Annotated in this window: 16 protein-coding genes; 3 read left to right on the forward strand and 13 right to left on the reverse strand. The window is 70.7% G+C overall.

Going from position 1 to position 22,872, the window contains the following annotated elements:
• Positions 1–62: 62 nt before the first annotated feature.
• The 12 genes from pgi to uvrC all read right to left on the reverse strand — a co-directional run bounded on the left by pgi (position 63) and on the right by uvrC (position 15,958).
• Positions 63–1,718 (reverse strand): glucose-6-phosphate isomerase, encoded by a 1,656-nt coding sequence (pgi, locus tag DC008_RS07965; protein WP_108706343.1) that lies wholly within the window; start codon positions 1,716–1,718, stop codon positions 63–65.
• 52 nt (positions 1,719–1,770) lie between these two features.
• Positions 1,771–3,039: an MFS transporter gene (locus DC008_RS07970; protein WP_108706344.1), complete on the reverse strand. Its 1,269-nt coding sequence runs from the start codon at positions 3,037–3,039 to the stop codon at positions 1,771–1,773.
• A 370-nt stretch (positions 3,040–3,409) separates the two neighbouring features.
• Positions 3,410–3,745 (reverse strand): RNA polymerase-binding protein RbpA, encoded by a 336-nt coding sequence (locus DC008_RS07975; protein ID WP_003976875.1) that lies wholly within the window; start codon positions 3,743–3,745, stop codon positions 3,410–3,412.
• A gap of 202 nt (positions 3,746–3,947) precedes the next feature.
• Positions 3,948–4,178 (reverse strand): preprotein translocase subunit SecG, encoded by a 231-nt coding sequence (gene secG / locus DC008_RS07980; protein WP_055621472.1) that lies wholly within the window; start codon positions 4,176–4,178, stop codon positions 3,948–3,950.
• Between the two features lie 128 nt (positions 4,179–4,306).
• Complete coding sequence (gene tpiA / locus DC008_RS07985; RefSeq protein WP_108706345.1) at positions 4,307–5,083, reverse strand: triose-phosphate isomerase; 777 nt, start codon at positions 5,081–5,083, stop codon at positions 4,307–4,309.
• A gap of 6 nt (positions 5,084–5,089) precedes the next feature.
• On the reverse strand, positions 5,090–6,301 hold the full coding sequence (locus DC008_RS07990) for a phosphoglycerate kinase (protein WP_108706346.1): 1,212 nt from the start codon (positions 6,299–6,301) through the stop codon (positions 5,090–5,092).
• A 144-nt stretch (positions 6,302–6,445) separates the two neighbouring features.
• Positions 6,446–7,453 (reverse strand): type I glyceraldehyde-3-phosphate dehydrogenase, encoded by a 1,008-nt coding sequence (gene gap, locus DC008_RS07995; protein ID WP_055621475.1) that lies wholly within the window; start codon positions 7,451–7,453, stop codon positions 6,446–6,448.
• Between the two features lie 228 nt (positions 7,454–7,681).
• Positions 7,682–10,630, reverse strand: coding sequence for a M14 family metallopeptidase (locus DC008_RS08000; protein WP_108706347.1), 2,949 nt, complete (start codon positions 10,628–10,630; stop codon positions 7,682–7,684).
• A gap of 159 nt (positions 10,631–10,789) precedes the next feature.
• Positions 10,790–11,779, reverse strand: a complete 990-nt coding sequence (gene whiA / locus DC008_RS08005) for a DNA-binding protein WhiA (RefSeq protein WP_055621477.1) — start codon at positions 11,777–11,779, stop codon at positions 10,790–10,792.
• Positions 11,770–12,846, reverse strand: coding sequence for a gluconeogenesis factor YvcK family protein (locus tag DC008_RS08010; RefSeq protein ID WP_108706348.1), 1,077 nt, complete (start codon positions 12,844–12,846; stop codon positions 11,770–11,772). The genes whiA and DC008_RS08010 overlap by 10 nt, the downstream gene beginning before the upstream one ends.
• Positions 12,843–13,853: an RNase adapter RapZ gene (rapZ, locus tag DC008_RS08015; RefSeq protein ID WP_108706349.1), complete on the reverse strand. Its 1,011-nt coding sequence runs from the start codon at positions 13,851–13,853 to the stop codon at positions 12,843–12,845. The genes DC008_RS08010 and rapZ overlap by 4 nt, the downstream gene beginning before the upstream one ends.
• Positions 13,850–15,958, reverse strand: a complete 2,109-nt coding sequence (gene uvrC, locus DC008_RS08020; RefSeq protein WP_108706350.1) for an excinuclease ABC subunit UvrC — start codon at positions 15,956–15,958, stop codon at positions 13,850–13,852. The genes rapZ and uvrC overlap by 4 nt, the downstream gene beginning before the upstream one ends.
• 480 nt (positions 15,959–16,438) lie before the next feature.
• Here uvrC and DC008_RS08025 point away from each other — a divergent pair, with 480 nt between their 5' ends.
• From DC008_RS08025 to DC008_RS08035, 3 genes are all read left to right on the forward strand, one after another.
• Positions 16,439–17,395: a hypothetical protein gene (locus tag DC008_RS08025; protein ID WP_108706351.1), complete on the forward strand. Its 957-nt coding sequence runs from the start codon at positions 16,439–16,441 to the stop codon at positions 17,393–17,395.
• 199 nt (positions 17,396–17,594) lie between these two features.
• On the forward strand, positions 17,595–18,644 hold the full coding sequence (locus tag DC008_RS08030) for a LacI family DNA-binding transcriptional regulator (RefSeq protein WP_108706352.1): 1,050 nt from the start codon (positions 17,595–17,597) through the stop codon (positions 18,642–18,644).
• The gene (locus DC008_RS08035) at positions 18,641–19,558 is read left to right on the forward strand and encodes a carbohydrate kinase family protein (RefSeq protein ID WP_108706353.1); all 918 of its coding nucleotides are present in this window, start codon (positions 18,641–18,643) and stop codon (positions 19,556–19,558) included. Before DC008_RS08030 ends, DC008_RS08035 begins: the two co-directional genes overlap by 4 nt.
• Positions 19,559–19,733: 175 nt before the next feature.
• Here the strand turns inward: DC008_RS08035 and uvrA are convergent, their stop codons facing one another.
• Positions 19,734–22,772 (reverse strand): excinuclease ABC subunit UvrA, encoded by a 3,039-nt coding sequence (gene uvrA, locus DC008_RS08040; RefSeq protein ID WP_108710604.1) that lies wholly within the window; start codon positions 22,770–22,772, stop codon positions 19,734–19,736.
• Positions 22,773–22,872 lie beyond the last annotated feature (100 nt).

Genomic DNA, 22,872 nt, shown 5'->3' on the forward strand with positions numbered 1-22,872 from the left:
CGTCGTGGGCGGGAGGGGCCGACGGACGGCCGAGCGCCGCCGCCCCACTCCCGCATCCGCCGTCACGCCCGGCCGCGCAGCTCCCGGTAGCGGGCGACGAGCGCCTTCGTCGACGCGTCGAGACCCGGCACCTCGGCGCCCTCGGTCAGCGCGGGCTCGACGCGCTTGGCGAGGACCTTGCCGAGCTCGACGCCCCACTGGTCGAAGGAGTCGATGTTCCACACGGCGCCCTGCACGAACACCTTGTGCTCGTACAGCGCGATCAGCTGGCCGAGCACGGACGGCGTCAGCTCGCGCGCGAGGATCGTCGTCGTCGGGTGGTCGCCCTTGAACGTCTTGTGCGGCACCAGTTCCTCGGGCACACCCTCGGCCCGCACCTCGTCCGGTGTCTTGCCGAACGCCAGCGCCTGCGTCTGGGCGAAGAAGTTCGCCATCAGCAGGTCGTGCTGCGCCTTGAGACGGTCGCTCAACTCAACGACAGGCTCGGCGAAGCCGATGAAGTCCGCCGGGATCAGCTTGGTGCCCTGGTGGATCAACTGGTAGTAGGCGTGCTGCCCGTTGGTGCCGGGCGTCCCCCACACCACCGGCCCCGTCTGCCAGTCGACCTCGCGTCCGTCCCGCCCGACGGACTTGCCGTTGGACTCCATGTCCAACTGCTGGAGATAGGCGGTGAACTTGGACAGATAGTGGCTGTACGGCAGGACCGCGTGGGACTGGGCGTCGTGGAAGTTGCCGTACCAGATGCCCAGCAGACCGAGCAGGAGCGGGGCGTTGGACTCGGCGGGCGCGGTGCGGAAGTGCTCGTCGACGAGCCGGAAGCCGTCGAGCATCTCCCGGAAGCGGTCCGGGCCGATGGCGATCATCAGCGAGAGCCCGATCGCCGAGTCGTACGAGTAGCGTCCGCCGACCCAGTCCCAGAACTCGAACATGTTGGCGGTGTCGATGCCGAAGTCGGCGACCTTCCCGGCGTTCGTCGACAGGGCGACGAAGTGCCGGGCGACCGCTTCCGGGCCGGCCTTCAGCTCGGCGAGCAGCCACTCACGGGCGGACGTGGCGTTGGTGATGGTCTCGATGGTGGTGAAGGTCTTGGACGCGATGATGAACAGCGTCTCGGCCGCGTCCAGGTCGCGGGTGGCCTCGTGCAGGTCGGCGCCGTCGACGTTGGAGACGAACCGCACGGTGAGGTCCCGGTCGGTGAAGGCGCGCAGCGCCTCGTACGCCATCGCCGGGCCCAGGTCGGAGCCGCCGATACCGATGTTGACGACGTTGCGGATGCGCTTGCCGGTGTGGCCGGTCCAGGCCCCGGAGCGGACCCGTTCGGCGAAGTCGGCCATCTTGTCGAGGACGGCGTGCACCGCGGGGACGACGTTCTCCCCGTCGACCTCGATCACCGCGTCGCGCGGGGCGCGCAGGGCGGTGTGCAGCACGGCGCGGTCCTCGGTGGTGTTGATCTTCTCGCCGCGGAACATGGCGTCCCGCAGCCCGAACACGTCGGTCGCGGCGGCCAGCTCGCGCAGCAGCCGCAGCGTCTCGTCGGTGACGAGGTGCTTGGAGTAGTCGATGTGCAGGTCGCCGACCTGCAGGGTGTACCCCGTGCCACGGCCCGGGTCAGCGGCGAACAGCTCCCGCAGTCCCACACCGTCGAGCTCCTCACGGTGCTCGGCGAGCGCGGTCCACTCGGGGGTCTGGTTGAGCCTGGTACGGCCGTCTGCGTTCATGTCCGACTTCAGCCTTCTTTCGTGCCTGTCCCAGCTGTTCCAACCTAATTGATCAGCGCGGGACGTGAGCCGTCGTGACGTCGCCGTCCGGCGCATCAACAGATACGTCCCGCCCGCGCCCGGGTATCAGCGCGAGGACGGCCAGGACGAAGAAGGCGGCGGTGAGCAGCGCGGGGGTGTTGGGGCCCCAGGCGGTGGCGACGGCCCCGCCGAGCAGAGCGCCGACCGGGGCGCCGGCGACGGCCAGGGTGCGGAAGGCGGAGGCGACCCGGCCCAGCCGGTCGGCGGGGGTCCGCCGCTGCATCAGGGTCGTGGTGTTGACGTTCCACACCATGCCCATGAAGCCGAAGACGGCGAGGGCCGCGGCCAGCGCCGTCTGGCTGCGCACGGCACCCATGACGACCAGAGCGCCGATCTGCACGAGCCCGGCGAGCAGCACGGCCCGGGTCAGCCCGAGCCGGGCGGTGACCGGCCCGTGCCCGACCCCGCCCGCCAGGCTCCCGGCGGCGTACGCGGTGGAGGCGACGGCGTAACCGGTGGTGCCCGCGTCGAGCCAGCCGGTGACCAGGACGACCAGGGTGGCGACGAGGGCGCCCATGCCGATGTTGCACAGGGCGGTCGCGGCGCACAGGCCGCGCAGGACCCGGTCGCGCCACAGGGTGCGCAGCCCGTCGGCGATCTCCCGGCGCAGGGTGCTGCCGGCGGGCCGGGGCGCCTTGCCGGGCGGCGGGGTGCGCAGGGAGGCGACGAGGGCGGCGGCCACCAGGAAGGTCGCCGCGTCGGCGAGGAAGGGGGCGGCGGCGCCGGCCATGAGCAGCAGCGGCACGGCGGGCGCCCCGAGCAGTCCGCCGGCGATGCGCTGCCCGGTCATCAGCCGGGCGTTCGCAGCGCCCAGCGCGTCCGGGTCCACCAGGGCGGGGAGCAGGGCGGTGGCGGCGTTGTCGAACAGGGTCTGGAGCGTGGTCAGGGTGAAGGCGAGGGCGATGAGCAGGCCGATCGACGCGTGTCCGAGCGCCACGGCGACCGCGAAGACGGCGACCAGGGCGCCCCGTAAGGCGTCCACCGTCCACATCGCGCGCCGCTGGTCGACCCGGTCGGCGACGGCGCCGCCGAGCAGGCCGAAGACGATCCACGGCAGATAGCCGCAGGCGGTGACCGCGGCGATCAGCAGGGGCCGGTCGGTCAGTGTGACGGCGAGGAGCGGCAGGGCGGCCGTACGCAGGGAGTCGCCGAAGGCGGAGAGCACGGCGGCGCCCCACAGCCGGCCGAATCCGCCACGCCAGGCGGGCGCGCGCACGCCCGTCTCCCCCGTCGTCGACACAGGTCCCCCTCCCGGTGCGTCGACGCGTGGGCGCCGACGAGAACCACCGTAGAGGGCACCACTGACAACGGCCGCGGAGCGCGGACGGGGCGGGGGGTGACACGGCTCCGGCCGGGTGCCCTGGGGCACCCGGCCGGTCGTCGATGTCTAGGGCCCTTCGTTTGGATCAGCCCGGCTGGGGCCGACGGGACATGGTGACGTGCCCGAGCGGGGTCTGGTGCGTGCAACTGCAAGGCGCAGGAGGGCGTCGACGCGATAGGGGCCCCTCCCGCGCGAGCGAAGCCGAGCGTGGGGGAGTCGGCAACCGACGACAACGCCGCAGATGCGCGTGCCGGCCCCCGCGACGCCGGGATGATCCAAACGAAAGGCCCTAGATCTCGCCGCGCAGTTTGGCGAGCGCCTCGGCGAGGATCGCCTCGCCGTCCGCGTCGCTGCGCCGCTCCCGTACGTACGCGAGGTGCGTCTTGTACGGTTCGGTGCGCGGCGGGTCCGGCGGGTTGTCCCGGTCCTGTCCGGCGGGGAAGCCACAGCGGGGGCAGTCCCAGGTCTCGGGAACCTGCGCGTCGCTTGCGAAGCTGGGCTGCGTCTCGTGCCCGTTGGAGCACCAGAAGGAGATGCGCAGACGCGGTGCGGACTCGCCGCGCTCGGCCTCGCCCATCGGCCCCGCCCCGACCCGGCTTCCTCGGATCGCGTTGCCACTTGCCACGGTCGTAACTCCCTGCGTGATGGTGCCGCAAAGCGAGTCGGCGTTTCGCTTCGCTGCGAGCGCCTCAGTCTACGTAAGGCCCAACGCGCGTCCAGTGATTGGAGTTACAAGCCCCCCACACCTAGACGCAAGCCCCATGATAGGCCGCGCTGAGCTGCGCGTACCGAACATGGGGCCTTACGTGAAAACGGGTGCGTGCCGGTCAGTTGTTCACCTTGATCAGCATGCCGAGCACGACAATGCACGCGAACCACAGCAAACCGACCACCACGGTGATCCGGTCCAGGTTGCGCTCGGCGACGGAGGAGCCGCCGACGGACGACTGCATGCCGCCACCGAACATGTCGGAGAGGCCGCCGCCCTTCCCCTTGTGCATCAGCACCAGCAGCATCAGCAACCCGCTGAAGACGATCAGGGCGATCGAGAACCCCAAAACCACGGCTGGACCAACTCTCTCGGACTCGGATGAACGACGGGGGCACGGCAGCCGCGCGGAGCGAGCCACGCATCGAGGCCTACCATGCCCCCGCAAGGGTACGACGGATCGCCGCTATGGCCTACTCACTGGTCACGGAAACGCACGATCTTGACGAACTCGTCCGCGTCCAGCGAGGCACCGCCCACCAGGGCGCCGTCGATGTCGGCCTGCGCCATGATCTCGGCGACATTGCCCGACTTCACGGAGCCGCCGTACTGGATGCGGACCTTGTCGGCCACGTCCTGCGTGTACAGCTCGGCGATCTTGCCGCGGATGGCGGCGCAGACCTCCTGCGCGTCCTCGGCGCCGCAGACCTTGCCGGTGCCGATGGCCCAGACGGGCTCGTAGGCGATCACGACGGTCTCGGCCTGCTCGGCGGGGAGGTCCTTCAGACCGCCCTCGACCTGGGCGAGCGTGTGCGAGACGTGGTTGCCCGCCTCACGGACGTCCAGCTCCTCGCCGACGCACAGGATCGGGGTCAGACCGTGCTTGTAGGCGGCCTTGACCTTGGCGTTGACGAGCTCGTCGGTCTCGGCGTGGTACTGGCGGCGCTCGGAGTGGCCGACCGCCACGTACGTGCACTTCAGCTTGGCCAGCATCGACCCGGAGATCTCGCCGGTGTAGGCGCCGGAGTCGTGCGCGGAGAGGTCCTGGGCGCCGTACTTGATCTTCAGCTTGTCGCCGTCGACCAGGGTCTGCACCGAGCGCAGGTCCGTGAAGGGCGGCAGGACCGCGACCTCGACGGCCTCGTAGTCCTTGTCGGCCAGGGCGAAGGCGAGCTTCTGGACGTGCGCGATGGCCTCGAGGTGGTTGAGGTTCATCTTCCAGTTGCCCGCCATCAGCGGCGTGCGCGTGCTCATAAAGAGTCAGTCCTCCAGTGCGGCGAGGCCGGGGAGCGTCTTGCCCTCGAGGTATTCGAGGGAGGCGCCGCCTCCGGTCGAGATGTGGCCGAATGCCGTCTCGTCGAAGCCCAGGGTACGGACGGCCGCGGCGGAGTCGCCGCCGCCCACCACGGTGAAGCCCTTGGAGTCGACGAGCGCCTGGGCGACCGCCTTGGTGCCCTCGGCGTAGTCGGGGTGCTCGAAGACGCCCATCGGGCCGTTCCAGAAGACGGTGGCGGCGTCGGCGAGCTTCGAGGCGTACAGCTTGCGGGTCTCCGGACCGATGTCCAGGCCCTCCTGGTCGGCGGGGATGGCGTCCGCGGCGACGGTCGTGGGGTGGGCCGGGGCCTTGGTCCTCAGGTCCGGGAACTCGGACGCGACCAGGACGTCGACCGGCAGCACGATCTCCACGCCGCTCTTCTCGGCGCGCTCCAGGTACTCGGTGACGACCGGGATCTGGTCCTCCTGGAGGAGGGAGATGCCGACCTCGTACCCCTTGGCCTTGAGGAAGGTGTACGCCATGCCGCCGCCGATGAGCAGCCGGTCGGCCTTGCCGAGCAGCTGGTCGATGACGGCGAGCTTGTCGGAGACCTTGGCGCCGCCGAGCGCGACGACGTACGGCCGCTGGACGTCGTCGGTGAGCTTCTTGAGGACGCCGACCTCGGTGGCGATGAGGTGGCCGGCGTAGTGCGGCAGCCGGGCCGGCAGGTCGTACACCGAGGCGTGCTTGCGGTGCACCGCGCCGAAGCCGTCGCCGACGTAGACGTCGGCGAGCGCGGCGAGCCGGTCGGCGAAGGCGGCGCGCTCGGCGTCGTCCTTGCTGGTCTCACCGGCGTTGAAGCGCAGGTTCTCCACGACGGCGACCTGTCCGTCGGCGAGGCCCGCGACGACTCCCTGGGCGGAGTCGCCGACCGTGTCGGTCGCGAAGGACACGTCGGTGCCGAGGAGTTCACCGAGGCGCGCGGCCGCCGGGGCGAGCGAGAAGGCGGGGTCCGGGGCGCCCTTGGGGCGGCCCAGGTGGGAGGCGACGACCACGCGGGCGCCCGCCTCGGCGAGGGCCTTGACGGTGGGCAGCACGGCGCGGATGCGGCCGTCGTCGGTGATGGTGGTGCCGTCCAGCGGCACGTTGAGGTCGGCGCGGACGAACACCCGCTTGCCGGCGACGCCTTCGGAGAGAAGTTCGTCGATCGTCTTCATGTAGGGGACTCCTGGGAAGAGCTCGTGATCGCTCGGAAGCGCTCGTGATCCAACAGGTCTGTTCTGTACGTGAGTCAGGGCTCGGGCGGCGCGTCCCTGCGCCGCCCGAGCCCTGACCTCACATCGAGGTGCCTGCTCTGGATATCAGAGCTGGTCGCCGACGAAGACCGTCAGGTCGACGAGGCGGTTGGAGTAGCCCCACTCGTTGTCATACCAGCCGATGACCTTCACGTTCTTGCCCTCCTGGACCATGGTCAGGGAGGAGTCGAAGGTGCAGGACGCCGGGGCGTTGACGATGTCCGAGGAGACGATCGGGTCCTCGGTGTACTCGAGGATGCCCTTCAGCTCACCCTCGGCGGCCTTCTGGAAGACGGCGTTGACCTCTTCCTTGGTGACCTCGCGGCCGAGCTCCAGGACCAGGTCGGTGACCGAGCCGGTCGGGACGGGGACGCGCATCGCGATGCCGTCGAGCTTGCCCTTGAGCTGCGGCAGGACCAGCGCGGTGGCCTTGGCGGCACCCGTGGTGGTCGGGATGATGTTCTCCGCGGCGGCGCGGGCGCGGCGCAGGTCCTTGTGCGGGAAGTCCAGGATGCGCTGGTCGTTGGTGTACGCGTGGACCGTGGTCATCAGACCGCGGACGATGCCGAAGTTCTCGTCGAGGACCTTCGCCATCGGCGCCACACAGTTGGTGGTGCAGGAGGCGTTGGAGATGACGTGGTGGTTCGCCGGGTCGTACTTGTCCTGGTTGACGCCCATCACGATGGTGATGTCCTCGTCCTTGGCCGGAGCCGAGATGAGGACCTTCTTGGCGCCGCCCGCGATGTGCTTGGCGGCGTCGTCCTTCTTCGTGAAGATGCCGGTCGACTCGATGACGATGTCGACGCCCAGCTCGCCCCACGGGATGTCCGCGGGGTTGCGCTCGGAAAGGACCTTGATGGTGTGGCCGTCGACCGTGATGGTGTCGGCGGTGTGGCTGACCTCCTGCTTCAGACGACCCAGGATGGTGTCGTACTTCAGCAGGTGAGCGGTGGTCGCGGTGTCACCCAGGTCGTTGACAGCCACGATCTCGATGTCTGCACCCTGCTCCAGCAGCGCGCGGAAGTAGTTGCGACCGATACGACCGAAGCCGTTGATGCCTACGCGGATCGTCACGAACCGATCTCCTCGTTGGTACGCCGGCCATGCGGTGCCGGCGAGCTCTGTTTGGGATGTCCCCGACCGCCTCCGACCCTACCTCCCAGAAGCCGCCGTGGTGACATCCAGATGCCTCATACACGGCACGGCGGCCCGTACCCGTCAGTAGGGTACGGACCGCCCCGCCCAGGAGCCCGGATCGGCCGATCCGGTCATGCTCCGCCGGGCGTGCGCCACCTCGGCGAGTCACCTCTCAAGTGAGGAAAATGCCTTTCTGATGAGCGCCGTTCGATCGGCTGCCGACGGCAGGTGCTCCAGGCCGAAGCCGAGGAGGACCGTGTCGCGCGTGGTGACCGCCCCGAAGGTCTGGAACAGCGTTCCGGTGCGCGCCCAGTCCTTGAGGACGGCCGGGCTGCCCGGGGGCGGTCCGGTCACGCTCCAGGCGCCGAGGGACGTCTCGAAGCCCTCCGTCTCCACCGCCGTGCCGCCGACGACGAGCGAGGCCTGGTCGGCGAGGACGCCGCGGCCGCCGAAGCCCGGGTCGGAGACATAGCTGAGCGAGACCTCGACGGACTTGCCCGCGTACGCGCTCAGGTCGAACTCGACCTGCCTCCAGCCCGCGGAGGCGCCGGTCAGGGCGTTCCAGCTGCCGCTGCTGCCGGTCGCCGAGCAGCCCTGCGGGGACTGCGTGAGGTAGTGCGCGAGCCACGGGTGCTCGTTCATGTAGAAGCCGGCCTCGCACTCCTCTGGCACGGTGGAGCTGGACGCGCCGTTCTTCTCCGGGAGCGTCGTCCAGTCGTCGGCACCGGTGGTGTGGGCCTCGATCAGGACGTTGTCGTATCCCGGCTCGACGTCCCACAGCAGCTGGGTGCGCAGGGTGGGCTGCTGGGCCGCGGTGACCCCGGTGAGATCGACGGTCCTGGTCAGCCGCTTCCAGGCGTCGTCGGAGTGCACGGCGGCCGCCATCCAGTCGCCCGCGAACGGCCCGTACGGGTTGACCGTGCCGGCGAACTGGCCCGCTCCGGCGCTCTTGAACTGCGGGTACGAAGCGACGGGCAGCTGGTCCGAGGTGACGCTGTAGTTCCCGGCGCGGTCGAGCGGGTTGCCGGGTGCGCCGGCGAGCGCGCCGGAGAAGCCGCCGAGCCCGCCGGAACCGGTGAAGCCGGTGGCCCCGGGCACGGACGTCCGGGTGTAGGCGCCCAGGTAGTACTGGCTGAAGTCGTTCGACAGGGTGCCGTCGCCGAGGTCGACGTTGCCGCCGGCCTGCTCACCGGCCTCCAGCAGCTTGCCGCCCTCGTTGAGGTAGGCGCGCAGCTGGAGCTGGGTGGCGTTGCCGGGGACGCCGGCACCCGTGTAGTGGACGACGGTGTCGAAGTGGCCGAGCACACCGAGGGCGTCGGGCGCGCCCTGGGCGGCGACGTCCCATACGACGGCCCGGTGGCCGGCGGCCTTCAGCGCGTCCACGTACTTCTGCGCCTGCGGGGCTCCCGCGGCCTCCTCGGCGACCACGAGCACGTCCGCGCGCGGGCGGGCGGCGATCGTATAGGTGAAGCGGGGGCTGGAGACCTTCTTGCCCTTGCGGGTCTCGCCGGTGAACCACACCTCGACCTTGTCGCCCTGGTCGCCGTCGAGGACCTTGGCACGGTACTCGTCGAAGTAGAGGTTGTCCTCGCCGCCGAACGTCTCGCCGCCCCTCCAGGGCCGCAGCGCCACATCCCAGGTACGACCGCCGTTGACGCGGTACTTCAGCTCCTTGTCGCGCAGCGCCTTGCGGACGACGACGGAGACCTCCTGGTCGGCGCCGCGCGCGTACGACGTGGTGAAGGGTGCCGGGGTGAAGTCGGCGGCCTTCAGCCCGAGCGAGGAGGCGGGCTGGTCGGGACGGTCGGCGCTCTCGGCGACACTGAGCGCGAACGGCACGTTCTTCGCGAACTCGTCCTGGATCAGCTTCTCGTCGTCGGGGAAGTTGAACACCGACCGGCAGTCCGACGCGTTCCACTGGTCGTTCGGGTCGATGTTCGACGCGGTCTGGCAGGTCGACATCTCGGGGGTGAACATCGCCAGCCCATTGACGTTCGCGGCGTGGCCGTCCGCCTCGCCGTTGGTCGTGTACAGCTCCGAGGACACCTGCGGGTGGTAGCCGGGGATCGCGGAGTTGTCGGGTGTGCCGGCGAGCGCCTTGTACATCACGTCGTCGGGCGTGTTGGTGGCCACCTGCCAGCCGACCCCGTACAGGAGGAGCTCGGCGGCGGAGTGGTAGTTGATGCCGAAGGTGAAGCCGACGCGCTTCTGCAGGGCGTCGAGAGCCTTGGTCTCGGGCTCGGAGCCGGGGGACGCGCCGCGGTAGGTCTCACTGGTGGGGTTGGGCGACGAACCCTCGTCGTCGTAGCCCCACTTGTAGGCGAAGTTGCGGTTCAGGTCGACGCCGTCGCCGGTGCTGATGGCGCCGTCGCCGTTGACGTCCCGCAGGTTCTTGCGCCACAGCCGGGTGGAGGAGTCCTTGAAGGTGTGGTCGTAGCCGTCGGGGTTGGCCGAGAGGACGAACCACAGCTCGGTCGAGTCGACGATCTTCCGGACGCGCTTGTCCTTCTTGTAGTTGTCCAGGTAGTAGTGCATCAGCCGCCGGGTCATCTCCGGCGTGATCCACTCGCGGGCGTGCTGGTTGGACATGTACAGGACGGCCGGCTTGGAGCCGTCCTTGGACTTGGCGGCGTGCTTGGTCAGCTTCAGGGCCAGGATGTCCTGGCCGCGGACGGTCTTGCCGATGGAGACGACCTTGGTGAGACCGGGGTTCTCCTGCCCGGTCCGGACGATCTCCTCCTTGAGCCCGCCGCTCCCGCCGTACGGGCGGAACACGCCGTCGGCGGCCTTCTCGGTACGGGCCTCGGAGCGGGCGGTGACCTGGTGCTCGGTGAGGTCGACGCCCTGCTTGCGCAGCTTCCCGGCCTGTTCGTCGGTCAGATAGACCTCGACGGTGGCCTTGCCCTTCTCGGGCGCCTGCTCACTGAGTTCGTGGCCGTCCTGGCCGGCCGCCAGCAGCAGGGGTACCTGCTGTTTGGTGACCTCGGCCCGGAAGACCTTGACTTCGCTCGGGTCGGGCGAATTCCCCGGTTGTGCCTGGGCGACGGGTGCGATACTCGCTCCCCCGAAGAGGAGAGCGCCGACAGCGAGGATCGATCTCGCTCTGGGTCTCATGTACCCCCCTAGCAGTGTTTCGCCACAGCGGCGAATGACTGCCAGGCTCATGCCACATCATGTCCTAGTCAAGAGTGCCGCAAAGAGCGACAAATGACGGTGCCGATGTCCCAAGTGGGCATCGGCACCTATCTTCTGACATCGGGTCAGCTCAGACCGTCATCCCACGAGGTTGTCGGCGAGTTCGTCGCTGAGATTGGCCTCGGTGCCGGGGATGCCGAGGTCCTGGGCCCGCTTGTCGGCCATGGCCAGCAGCCGGCGGATACGGCCGGCGACCGCGTCCTTGGTCAGCGGCGGGTCGGCGAGCGCGCCCAGCTCCTCCAGGGACGCCTGCTTGTGCTCCATGCGCAGCCGGCCGGCCGCGGCGAGGTGCTCGGGGACCTCCTCGCCGAGGATCTCCAGCGCGCGCTGCACCCGGGCTCCGGCGGCGACGGCCGCCCGGGCGGAGCGGCGCAGGTTGGCGTCGTCGAAGTTGGCGAGGCGGTTGGCCGTGGCCCGCACTTCGCGGCGCATCCGGCGCTCCTCCCAGGCCAGCACCGACTCATGGGCGCCGAGCCTGGTCAGCAGGGCGCCGATCGCGTCGCCGTCCCGGACGACCACGCGGTCCACGCCGCGTACCTCGCGGGCCTTGGCCGCGATGGACAGCCGGCGGGCGGCGCCGACCAGGGCAAGCGCGGCCTCGGGCCCGGGGCAGGTCACCTCCAGGGAGGAGGAACGGCCGGGCTCGGTCAGCGAGCCGTGCGCCAGGAAGGCTCCGCGCCAGGCGGCCTCGGCGTCGCACGTGGCCCCCGAGACCACCTGCGGCGGCAGCCCGCGGATCGGTCGCCCGCGCCCGTCGACCAGGCCGGTCTGCCGGGCCAGCTGGTCACCGCCCGCGACCACCCGAACGACGTAACGCGAACCGCGCCGCAGCCCGCCGGGCGCCATGACGATCAGCTCGGAGCTGTGCCCGAAGATCTCCAGGATGTCCCGCTTGAGTCTGCGGGCCGCCATCGCCGTGTCGAGCTCCGCCTCGATCACGATGCGTCCGCTGACCAGGTGGAGGCCGCCGGCGAACCGCAGAATGGCGGAGACCTCCGCCTTCCTGCAGCAGGTCCGGGTGACGGGGAGCCGGGAGATCTCATCCTTCACCGCTGCCGTCATCGCCATGGGCCGATCCTTCCATGCATCCGAAAAATACGGTCGTACGCGGCGGCGAGGAGCTCCGGGTCGTGCCGGGGCGTCCCGTCCGTCCGGGCCACCGGGGCCAGCTCGACCGCGGCACCGAGCCGCTTCGCGGCCTCCGTGAGCACTTCGCGGTCGGGCACGGCGGCCTCGTCGGCCAGCACCACGTCCAGGGCGAGTTTAGGGGCGTGTCGTCCCAAAACCTCCAAATGACGCTGCGGGGAGAAGCCTTCGGTTTCTCCCGGCTGCGGGGCGAGGTTCAGGGAGAGTACCCGGCGCGCCTTCGTCTCGGTGCGGGCGTCCAGCAGTTCCGGCACCAGCAGGTGGGGGATGACGGAGGAGAACCAGGAGCCGGGGCCCAGCACCACCCAGTCCGCGTCCCGCACCGCGGCGACGGCCTCGGGGACGGCCGGCGGGTCGTGCGGAACCAGGTGCACCGACTGCACCTCGCCCCGGGTCAGCGCGACGGTGGCCTGACCCCGGACCGTGTCGACCTCGTCGGGCCGCTCCGGGTCGTGCCCCTTGACCAGGGCCTGGAGCTCCAGCGGCACGGCCGACATGGGCAGCACCCGGCCGTGCGCGCCGAGCAGCTTGCCGACCAGGTCCAGGGCCTGGACGTGGTCGCCGAGCTGCTCCCACAGGGCGACGATCAGCAGATTGCCGACGGCGTGGTCGTGCAGGTCGCCCTGGGAGTGGAAGCGGTGCTGGATGACCCGGGACCAGGTCTGGCCCCAGTCGTCGTCGCCGCACAGCGCGGCCAGCGCCTTGCGCAGGTCGCCGGGCGGCAGCACGCCCAGCTCGTCGCGCAGACGCCCGCTGGAGCCGCCGTCGTCGGCGACGGTGACGACGGCGGTGAGGTCGCCGGTGATCCGGCGCAGCGCGGCGAGCGACGCCGACAGGCCCATGCCGCCGCCGAGGGCGACGACCTTGGGCTGGGCGCCGCGACGGCGCGGCTTGCCGCCCCGGGTCTCGGTGGTACGGCCGGCGCGGCTGGCGCGCCCCTCCGGCACCGCCCGGCGCAGCCTGCTCAGCCGCGGAGTACGTCCGGTCATTCCCGTCCCATGTCCCGGTGCACGACCACCGTCTCCACACCCTCGGCCGCGAGGCGCGCGGCGAGCTTCTCCGACATGGCCACCGAGCGGTGCTTCCCGCCCGTACAGCCGACGGCGATCGTCACATAACGCTTGCCCTCACGACGGTAGCCCGCAGCAACCAGCTGGAGCATCTCGGCGTACCGGTCGAGGAACTCCTTGGCGCCGGGCTGGTTGAAGACGTAGGCCGCCACCTCCTCGTTGAGGCCGGTGAAGGGGCGCAGCTCCGGGACCCAGTGCGGGTTCGGCAGGAACCGCATGTCCACGACCAGGTCGGCGTCCACGGGCAGGCCGTACTTGAAGCCGAAGGACATGACGGTGGCCCGCAGCTCGGGCTCCTCCTCGCCGGCGAACTGGGCGTCCATCTTCGCCCGCAGCTCGTGCACGTTCAGGCTGGAGGTGTCGATCACCAGGTCGGCGTCGCCGCGCAGCTCGCGCAGCAGCTCCCGCTCGGCGGCGATCCCGTCGACGATCCGGCCGTCGCCCTGCAGGGGGTGCGGACGGCGCACGGACTCGAAGCGGCGCACCAGGGCGTCGTCCGAGGACTCCAGGAAGACGATCCGCCGGGTCACACCCCGCGCGTCGAGGTCGGAGAGGGACTCGCGGAGGTTGTCGAAGAAGCGCCGGCCGCGGACGTCGACGACGACCGCGATCCGCGCCACGTTGCCCTGCGAGCGCGCGCCGAGCTCCACCATGGTGGGGATCAGGGCGGGAGGCAGGTTGTCCACGACGAACCAGCCGAGGTCCTCCAGACACTTCGCGGCCGTGGAGCGCCCTGCCCCGGACATACCGGAGATGATCACCAGCTCGGGGATGGCCGCCTCGGGGACCCCGGCCTTCTCGCTGCCCGTACTCACCTGTGCTCCGTCTGTCTGGTGTGCGTCCTGCTGAACTTCTCCGGGATCGCCCTGCGTGTCCCGGGACCGCGGATCTCGGTCGGTCGTGGCCCCTGCGTCGTGCTCGTTCATGTCTCCTGCCCCCGTCGTTCGTCCGGGGCGCCCGCGGACACGGGCTCCCCCGAGGCCCCCGCCGTGGGGTCGGGTGCCTCGTCCTCCATGATCTCTCCTGTCGCGGTGTTCACGGCGGGCGCGGCCGGGGCCGCCTGCGCGAGGGCCACGGCGATGGTCTCGGCCGTCTTGCGGCCTATGCCCGGCACCTCGCAGATCTGGTCGATGGTCGCGGCCCGCAGCCGCTTCACCGACCCGAAGTGCTTGATCAGTGCCTGCTTGCGGGTGTCGCCCAGACCGGGGACGTCGTCCAGCGGGCTCGACCGGAAGCGCTTGGACCGCTTGGTGCGCTGGTAGGTGATCGCGAACCGGTGGGCCTCGTCCCGGATGCGCTGGAGCAGATACAGGCCCTCGCTGGTGCGCGGCAGGACGACCGGGTCGTCCTCGCCGGGGACCCAGACCTCCTCCAGCCGCTTGGCGAGGCCGCAGACGGCGATGTCGTCGATGCCCAGTTCGTCCAGGGCCCGCTGGGCCGCCGCGACCTGCGGCTGCCCGCCGTCGACCACGACGAGCTGCGGCGGGTAGGCGAAGCGCTTGGGACGGCCGTCCTCGTCCTTGAGACCGTCGGACAGCGGGGCGGAGGAGACGTCCGTGAGGGGACCCGAATCGTCGCTCGCGCCGGCGGTACCGTCCGGGCTCTCGCCGTCGGCCCACTCCCCCGTGCGCTCCTTCTCGGCGAGGTAGCGCTTGAACCGGCGGGTGATCACCTCGTGCATGGAGCGGACGTCGTCCTGCCCCTCGAAACCCTTGATCTGGAACCTGCGGTACTCGCTCTTGCGGGCCAGTCCGTCCTCGAAGACGACCATGGAGGCCACCACGTCGTCGCCCTGGAGATGCGAGATGTCGTAGCACTCGATCCGGAGCGGGGCGCTGTCCAGCTCCAGGGCGTCGGCGATCTCCTCCAGCGCGCGGGAACGGGTGGTCAGATCGGAGGCGCGCTTGGTCTTGTGCAGGATGAGGGCCTGCTGCGCGTTGCGCTCGACGGTCTCCATGAGGGCGCGCTTGTCGCCGCGCTGCGGCACACGCAGCGAGACCTGGGCGCCGCGCCGCCCCGACAGCCACTCCTGCACCGGCTCCAGCGGGTCGGGCAGGGCCGGGACGAGCACCTCCTTGGGCACGGCGTCCCCGGTCTCCTCGCCGTAGAGCTGCTGCAGGGCATGCTCCACGAGGGCGCCGGTGGTGATCTCCTCCACCTTGTCGGTGACCCAGCCGCGCTGACCGCGCACCCGTCCGCCGCGCACGTGGAAGATCTGGACGGCCGCCTCCAGCTCGTCCTCGGCGACGGCGATCAGGTCGGCGTCCGTCGCGTCGGCGAGCACGACGGCGTTCTTCTCCATGGCCTTCTTCAGGGCCCCGATGTCGTCCCGAAGCCGCGCGGCACGCTCGTACTCCATCGCCTCGGCGGCCTCCCCCATCTGCCGCTCCAGGCGGCGCAGATAGGTGCCGGTGCGGCCGGTCATGAAGTCGCAGAACTCCTCGGCCAGTTCCCGGTGCTCCTCGGCGGAGACGCGGTCCACGCAGGGGGCGGAGCACTTGCCGATATAGCCGAGGAGGCAGGGCCGGCCGGTGCGGCGGGCGTTCTTGAACACGCCGGCCGAGCAGGTGCGGACGGGGAACACCCGCAGGAGGAGGTCGACGGTGTCCCGGATCGCCCAGGCGTGCGCGTACGGCCCGAAGTACCTGACGCCCTTCTTCTTGTGACCGCGCATCACCTGCACACGCGGATACTCCTCGTTCATCGTCACCGCGAGATACGGGTAGCTCTTGTCGTCGCGGTACTTGACGTTGAACCGGGGGTCGTACTCCTTGATCCAGGAGTACTCCAGCTGCAGTGCCTCGACCTCGGTGGAGACGACGGTCCACTCCACGGAGGCGGCGGTGGTGACCATCGACCGGGTGCGCGGGTGCAGGCCCGCCAGGTCCTGGAAGTAGTTCGCCAGGCGCTGGCGCAGGCTTTTCGCCTTTCCGACGTAGATCACCCGGCGGTGCTCGTCACGGAACCTGTACACCCCGGGCGAGTCCGGGATCTGTCCCGGCTTGGGGCGGTAGCTGGAGGGGTCGGCCATGTCTCACACCCTACTGGCGCGCAGTGACAGTCCGGCGAGCCTGTGGACAACCTGACAGCCCCGGTCGCCGTGGTCAGCGGCCTGTGGACAACCGTCCGGGGCGGGCCTGCTCCGGACGGGATGGCGTTCGGATGCCCACGTTCCGTCACCCTCCGTGAGGAGCAGCCGACCGGCCGACGGAGCTGGGGACTCGGGGCCTGGGCCTTCGGGCGCGATGGCGCCGGTCGCCGTCATGGGCGGCGCGCCGTGGCACGGGGTGTCCGGAAGCCGATGCGCAGGGACTCGGCCAGGACGGCGCAGCCGTTGCGGCACAAGTGTTGTCGGGGCCTGGCCGACACGCTTCAATGCGGGGGAACTCGGGGCCCTGAACGACGGCTTACGGATGTGAAGACCCCCGCCCCACCCTCGCCGACCGGGTGGCCCCGAGCCGCGTGAACGGTCCGACCAGCCGTTGTGACACCACAGCAGAAAGGCCCCTGCATGCCGCACGCCCCTCAGCACGCGGACATCGCCGCCGTCAGCACCGCGGAGCTGGACACGGCCCTGCGAGGCGGCCCCTTCCACGTCGCCCTGCGTGCCGCGATCGCGGCACGGGGTCTGCCCCTGCAGCGTGTCCAGCACCACCTCTCGCGGCGCGGGGTGAAGGTCGGCGTGACCAGCCTGAGCTACTGGCAGCAGGGGGCCCGCCGGCCGCAGCGCCCGGAGTCCCTGCGCGCGGTGCGGGCCCTGGAGGAGATACTCCAGCTGCCCGAGGAGTCCCTGATCCGGCTGCTCGCCGAGGCTGACGGGCAGGCCGCCCACCAGCGCCCGGCGGCCCGCTCCTACCGGGCCCTGGTGGAGGCGTCGGGCGTCCTGGAACAACTGCTGTCCGAGCTGAACAGCCCCCGCGACGGCGGTCTGCACACGTTGGCCCACCACGAACGGGTCCGGATCGGGGAGCGCCGGGAGCTGGCGGAGTGCGAGTCCCACCACATCGTGCGGGCCCACACGGACGGCGTGGACCGCTTCGTGGCCGTCCACCACGGCGACCCGGGCTGTCTGCCGGAGCGCATGAGTGTGCACGCCCTGGAGAACTGCCGCACCGGGCGCGTCCGCCGGCACCAGGAGACCGGCGTCCTCGTCGCCGAACTGCTCTTCGGCACCCGGCTCCGGGCGGGTGAGACGCACCTCTTCCGGTACGGCGTGGAGGACGGCACGGCCGACGTCTCCCACGAGTACGCGCGGGGCTTCCCGCTCGCGGGCGGGCAGTACGCCCTCCAGGTCCGCTTCGCCGAGAACGCCGTCCCCCTGCACTGTCACCGCTTCTCCCAGCACTCGGCCGCGGCGCCCCGCGGTGGCCGGCAGCGGCTGGTCCTGAGCGCCCAGCACCGGTCCGTCCACCTCGTCGAGCAGCGGGTACGGACGGGGATCGTGGGCATCGGGTGGGCCTGGGAGTGAGCACCCTGCGCCGCCTGCTCGGTCGTCAGGATCGGGAGGAGCTACGGGAAGGCCCGGCCGCCGAGTGACGTAAACGCTTGCGCAAGCGTTTACGTCGTCCGGTTCCGTGCGGTACCTTCCCGGATGGAAGCAGCCAGGGCGGCCACGATGTGCCCTGCCCGTGCTGAGATCGCACCGGTCACGAGCGGGAGGAGCCGCCATGGCGACCATGGCCGATGTCGCGCGCAGCGCGGGTGTGTCCGTGGCGACCGTCTCCCACGTCCTGAACGGCACCCGGCCCGTGCTGTCCCACACCCGCCAGGCGGTGCTGGACGCGGTGGACGAGCTCGGCTACACGCCGAACACCCTCGCGCGCTCCCTGGTGACCTCCCGCACCCGCTCCATCGGGCTCGCGGTGTCGGCGATCAGCAATCCCTACTTCACGGAAATCCTCCAGGGCATCGAGGCCGCGGCCCTGGAGCACGGGTACAGCCTGCTCATCGCCGACCCGCACGACGATCCGCGCCATGAGCGCAAGGTCGTGCAGCTGCTGCACGAGCGCCGGGTCGACGGCATGATCGTGGCGCCGTCGCCCGACCCGGGCGAGCTCCTCGCCTACCTGGGCCGTCACAAGGTGCCGACCGTCCTGCTGGACCGGGTGGTCGATCTTCCGGCGGACGGCACGCTCGTCTGCGACCAGGTCTGTGCCGAGAGCGCCGGCCCCGTGGCCCGGCTCGTCACCCATCTCGCCGGGCTCGGTCACCGCCGGATCGGCATGATCGCCGGACTGCCCGGGCTGAGCACCACCGACGAGCGGCTCGCCGGGTACCGGGACGGCCTGGCCGCCGCCGGGCTCGTGTACGACGAGAGCCTGGTCGTGCACGGCGACTCCGAGTCCCCGGGCGCCGGACAGGCCACCGCCGCTCTGCTGGCTCTCGCCTCGCCGCCCACCGCGCTGGTCACCGCCAACAACGCCATGACCATCGGCGCCCTGCGCGCCCTGCGCGAGCACGGCTTGTCGGTGCCCGAGGACATCGCCCTGTGCTGCTTCGACGACTTCGCCTGGGCCGATCTGTTCTCTCCCCGGCTCACCGCGATCGCCCAGCCCAGCAGGGACATGGGCGCCGAGGCCGTCCGGGTCCTTCTTGACCGCCTCGCGGCGCCGGACGGGCCCGCCCGGGTCCTGCGTCTGCCCTGCACCTTCGTGCACCGCACTTCGTGCGGATGTGCCGAACAGCCCCTGACGTCCGTGAAAGGAACCCCCTCGTGATCGTCGTCGCCGGCGAGGCCCTGATCGATCTGGTGCCGCAGGGCACGGGCGCTCTCGCCCCGCTGCGGCCGGCGCTCGGCGGGGGCCCGTACAACACCGCCGTCGCCCTGGGCCGGCTCGGCTCCCCCACCGCCTTCTGTTCCCGGACGTCCCTCGACGCCTTCGGAGAGGCCCTGCTGGACGGGCTCCGTGAGGCCGGGGTGGATGTGTCGGCCGTGCAGCGCGGCCCGGAGCCGACCACGCTGGCCGTCGCCACTGTCGACGCCAAGGGGTCGGCCGCCTACTCCTTCTATGTCGACGGCACCGCCGACCGGCTCTTCTCGGCACCCCCGGAGCTGCCGCAGCGGACCCGCGCGGTGTCCTTCGGGACCTGTTCGCTCGTCCTGGAGCCGGGGGCGACCGCGTATGAGCAGCTGATGCGGCAGGCTGCCGCGCAAGGCGTGTTCACCGCGTTGGACCCGAACATCCGGGCGGGGCTGATACCGGACGCGGACGGCTACCGGGCCCGGTTCGAGAGCTGGCTGCCCTCGGTGTCGCTGCTCAAGCTGTCCGAGGAGGACGCGGCGTGGCTGGGCGGGACACCGCGTGAATGGCTGGCCGCGGGACCGGCGGCCGTCGTGATCACCCGGGGCGGGGACGGGCTGACCGCCTACACGCGGGACGGGGCGGTGCACTCGGTGCCGGGTGAGGCCGTCGAGGTGGTGGACACGATCGGTGCGGGCGACACCGTGAACGCGGCCCTGCTGCACGGGCTGGCCGCTCAGGACGCGCTGTCCGCCGACGCGCTCGTGGGACTGGGCGCGGAGGGTTGGACGCGGCTGCTGGGGTTCGCGGCGCGGGCTGCCGCGATCACCTGTTCCCGGGCAGGCGCGGAACCGCCGTACGCCTCCGAACTGGCGGACTTTCCCGGCTAGACGACCGGGGCTCGTCCCCTCGGTGTCTCGTGCGCTGTTGAGGAGTCAAAGTGCGGTGCGGGCCGCCGGATGAGGCCGCTGATGAGGGAACGGGCGGCGCCCCGCGGGAAGTTCCCGCGGGGCGCCGCCCGTTCCGGAATGATTTGGTCCGTCCGCGATGGGGCGGACCCACTGCTCAGGACGACTTGCGTGCCCGCGTCGTCTTCTTCGCGGTGCTCGCGGACGACGCCTTCTTCGCCGCCGTCTTCTTCGCGGTGCCGGTGGCCTTGTCGGCAGTACGGGCCGTCGCCGTCCTGCGCGTCGCCGAGTCGGCCGCGACGGTCTTCCGGGCCGTCTTGCGCGGGGCCTTCACCGAGGCCGCGTCGCTGATCCGGTCGGCGTCGAGGATCTCGCGCAGGAACTTGCCGGTGTGGCTGGCGGGGACCGCGGCGACCTCCTCGGGCGTGCCCTCGGCGACGACGAGACCGCCTCCGGCGCCGCCCTCGGGGCCCATGTCGACGAGCCAGTCGGCCGTCTTGATCACGTCCAGGTTGTGCTCGATGACGATGACCGTGTTGCCCTTGTCGACCAGGCCCGACAGGACCTTCAGCAGCTTGCTGATGTCCTCGAAGTGCAGACCGGTGGTCGGCTCGTCGAGGACGTAGACCGTGCGGCCGGTGGAGCGCTTCTGGAGCTCGCTGGCGAGCTTCACGCGCTGCGCCTCACCGCCGGACAGCGTGGTCGCCGCCTGGCCGAGCCGGACGTAGCCGAGGCCGACGTCGTTGAGCGTCTTGAGGTGCCGGTTGATCGCCGGGACGGCCTCGAAGAAGTCCATGGCCTCCTCGATCGGCATGTTCAGGACCTCGGCGATGGACTTGCCCTTGTAGTGGACCTCCAGGGTCTCCCGGTTGTACCGGGCGCCGTGGCAGACCTCGCACGGGACGTAGACGTCCGGGAGGAAGTTCATCTCGATCTTGATCGTGCCGTCGCCCGCGCAGTTCTCGCAGCGACCGCCCTTGACGTTGAAGGAGAAGCGGCCGGGCAGATAGCCGCGGACCTTCGCCTCGGTGGTCTCGGCGAACAGCTTGCGGATGTGGTCGAAGACGCCGGTGTACGTCGCCGGGTTCGACCGCGGCGTACGGCCGATGGGCGACTGGTCGACGTGCACGACCTTGTCGACCAGGTCGTCGCCGTCCACGCGCGTGTGCCGCCCGGGGACGCTGCGGGCGCCGTTCAGCTCGCGGGCCAGGTGCGTGTACAGGATGTCGTTGACCAGGGTCGACTTGCCCGAGCCGGAGACGCCGGTCACCGCGGTGAAGACGCCGAGCGGGAAGGAGACGTCGATGTCCTGGAGGTTGTTCTCCCGGGCACCGTGGACCGTGAGCTGCCGGGACGGGTCCAGCGGGCGCCGGATGTCGGGCAGCGGGATGGCCTTCTTGCCCGCCAGGTACTGGCCGGTCTGCGACTCGTCGTTGGCGAGCAGCTCCTTCAGGGAGCCGCTGTGGACGACCTTCCCGCCGTGCTCACCGGCGCCGGGGCCGATGTCGACGATCCAGTCGGCGACCTTGATGGTGTCCTCGTCGTGCTCGACGACGATGAGGGTGTTGCCCATGTCGCGCAGGCGGACCAGGGTCTCGATCAGCCGGTGGTTGTCCCGCTGGTGCAGACCGATGGACGGCTCGTCGAGGACGTAGAGGACGCCGACGAGTCCGGAACCGATCTGGGTGGCGAGCCGGATGCGCTGGGCCTCGCCGCCGGACAGGGTGCCGGCCGCGCGGTTGAGCGAGAGGTAGTCCAGGCCGACGTCGACCAGGAACCGCAGCCGCTCGTTGACCTCCTTCAGCACGCGCTCGGCGATCTTCTTGTCGCGGGCGCTCAGCTTCAGCTCACCGAGGAAGTCCGCGCAGTCGCTGATGGACATGGCGGAGACCTCGGCGATGGACTTCCCCATGACCGTGACGGCGAGGACGATCGGCTTCAGCCGGGTGCCCTGGCACGAGGGGCACGGCACCTCGCGCATATACCCCTCGAAGCGCTCACGGCTCGCGTCGCTCTCCGCCTCGCTGTGCCGGCGCTTCACGAAGGGGACGGCGCCTTCGAACGGCGTCGTGTAGACGCGCTCGCGGCCGTACCGGTTGCGGTACCGCACCTCGATCTGCGTCTTGTGGCCGTACAGCAGGGCCTTCTTGGCGCGCTGCGGCAGACCGGCGAACGGGATGTCCGTCCGGAAGCCGAGGGCGTCCGCGAGGGCGCCGATCAGCCGGCCGAAGTAGTCCTTGGTGTGCCCGTGCGACCAGGGGTGGATGGCGCCCTCGTCGAGGGACTTGTCCTCGTCGGGGACGATCAGCTCGGGGTCGACCTCCATGCGCGTGCCGATGCCCGTGCACTCGGGGCAGGCGCCGAACGGCGAGTTGAAGGAGAAGGAGCGGGGCTCCAGCTCCTCGAAGGAGAGGTCGTCGTACGGGCAGTACAGGTGCTCCGAGAACATGCGCTCGCGCTCGGGGTCGTCCTCGGGAAGGTCGACGAAGTCGAGCACGACCATGCCGCCGGACAGGCCGAGGGCGGTCTCGACGGAGTCGGTGAGGCGGCGCTTGGCGGAGTCCTTCACCGTGAGGCGGTCGACGACCACCTCGATGGTGTGCTTCTCCTGCTTCTTCAGCGTGGGCGGGCTGGACAGCTGGATCGTCTCGCCGTCCACGCGTGCGCGTGAGTAGCCCTTGGTCTGCAGGTCGGAGAAGAGGTCGACGAACTCGCCCTTGCGCTCGCGGACGAGCGGCGACAGGACCTGGAAGCGGCTGCCCTCCGGCAGCTCCAGGACCCGGTCGACGATGGCCTGCGGCGACTGGCGCGTGATGGGGCGGCCGCACTCGGGACAGTGCGGCTTGCCGATGCGCGCGAAGAGCAGACGCAGGTAGTCGTAGACCTCGGTGATGGTGCCGACCGTGGAGCGCGGGTTGCGCGAGGTCGACTTCTGGTCGATGGAGACCGCCGGGGACAGACCCTCGATGAAGTCGACGTCCGGCTTGTCCATCTGCCCGAGGAACTGCCGGGCGTAGGACGACAGCGACTCGACGTAGCGTCGCTGCCCCTCGGCGAAGATGGTGTCGAAGGCCAGCGAGGACTTGCCCGACCCCGACAGGCCCGTGAAGACGATGAGCGAGTCGCGCGGCAGGTCGAGCGAGACATTCTTCAGGTTGTGCTCGCGCGCGCCACGGACGATGAGACGGTCGGCCACGCCGGTCCGCACCTTTCTTGAGAGAAGTGACAGGGGCGAGGCCCCCGTCATTTCCAGACTAGGGGGAGCCACTGACAACGCCGGTCGGATTCCGTGAGGG

Origin of the sequence: Streptomyces nigra (assembly GCF_003074055.1) — a bacterium.
Taxonomy (GTDB): domain Bacteria; phylum Actinomycetota; class Actinomycetes; order Streptomycetales; family Streptomycetaceae; genus Streptomyces; species Streptomyces nigra.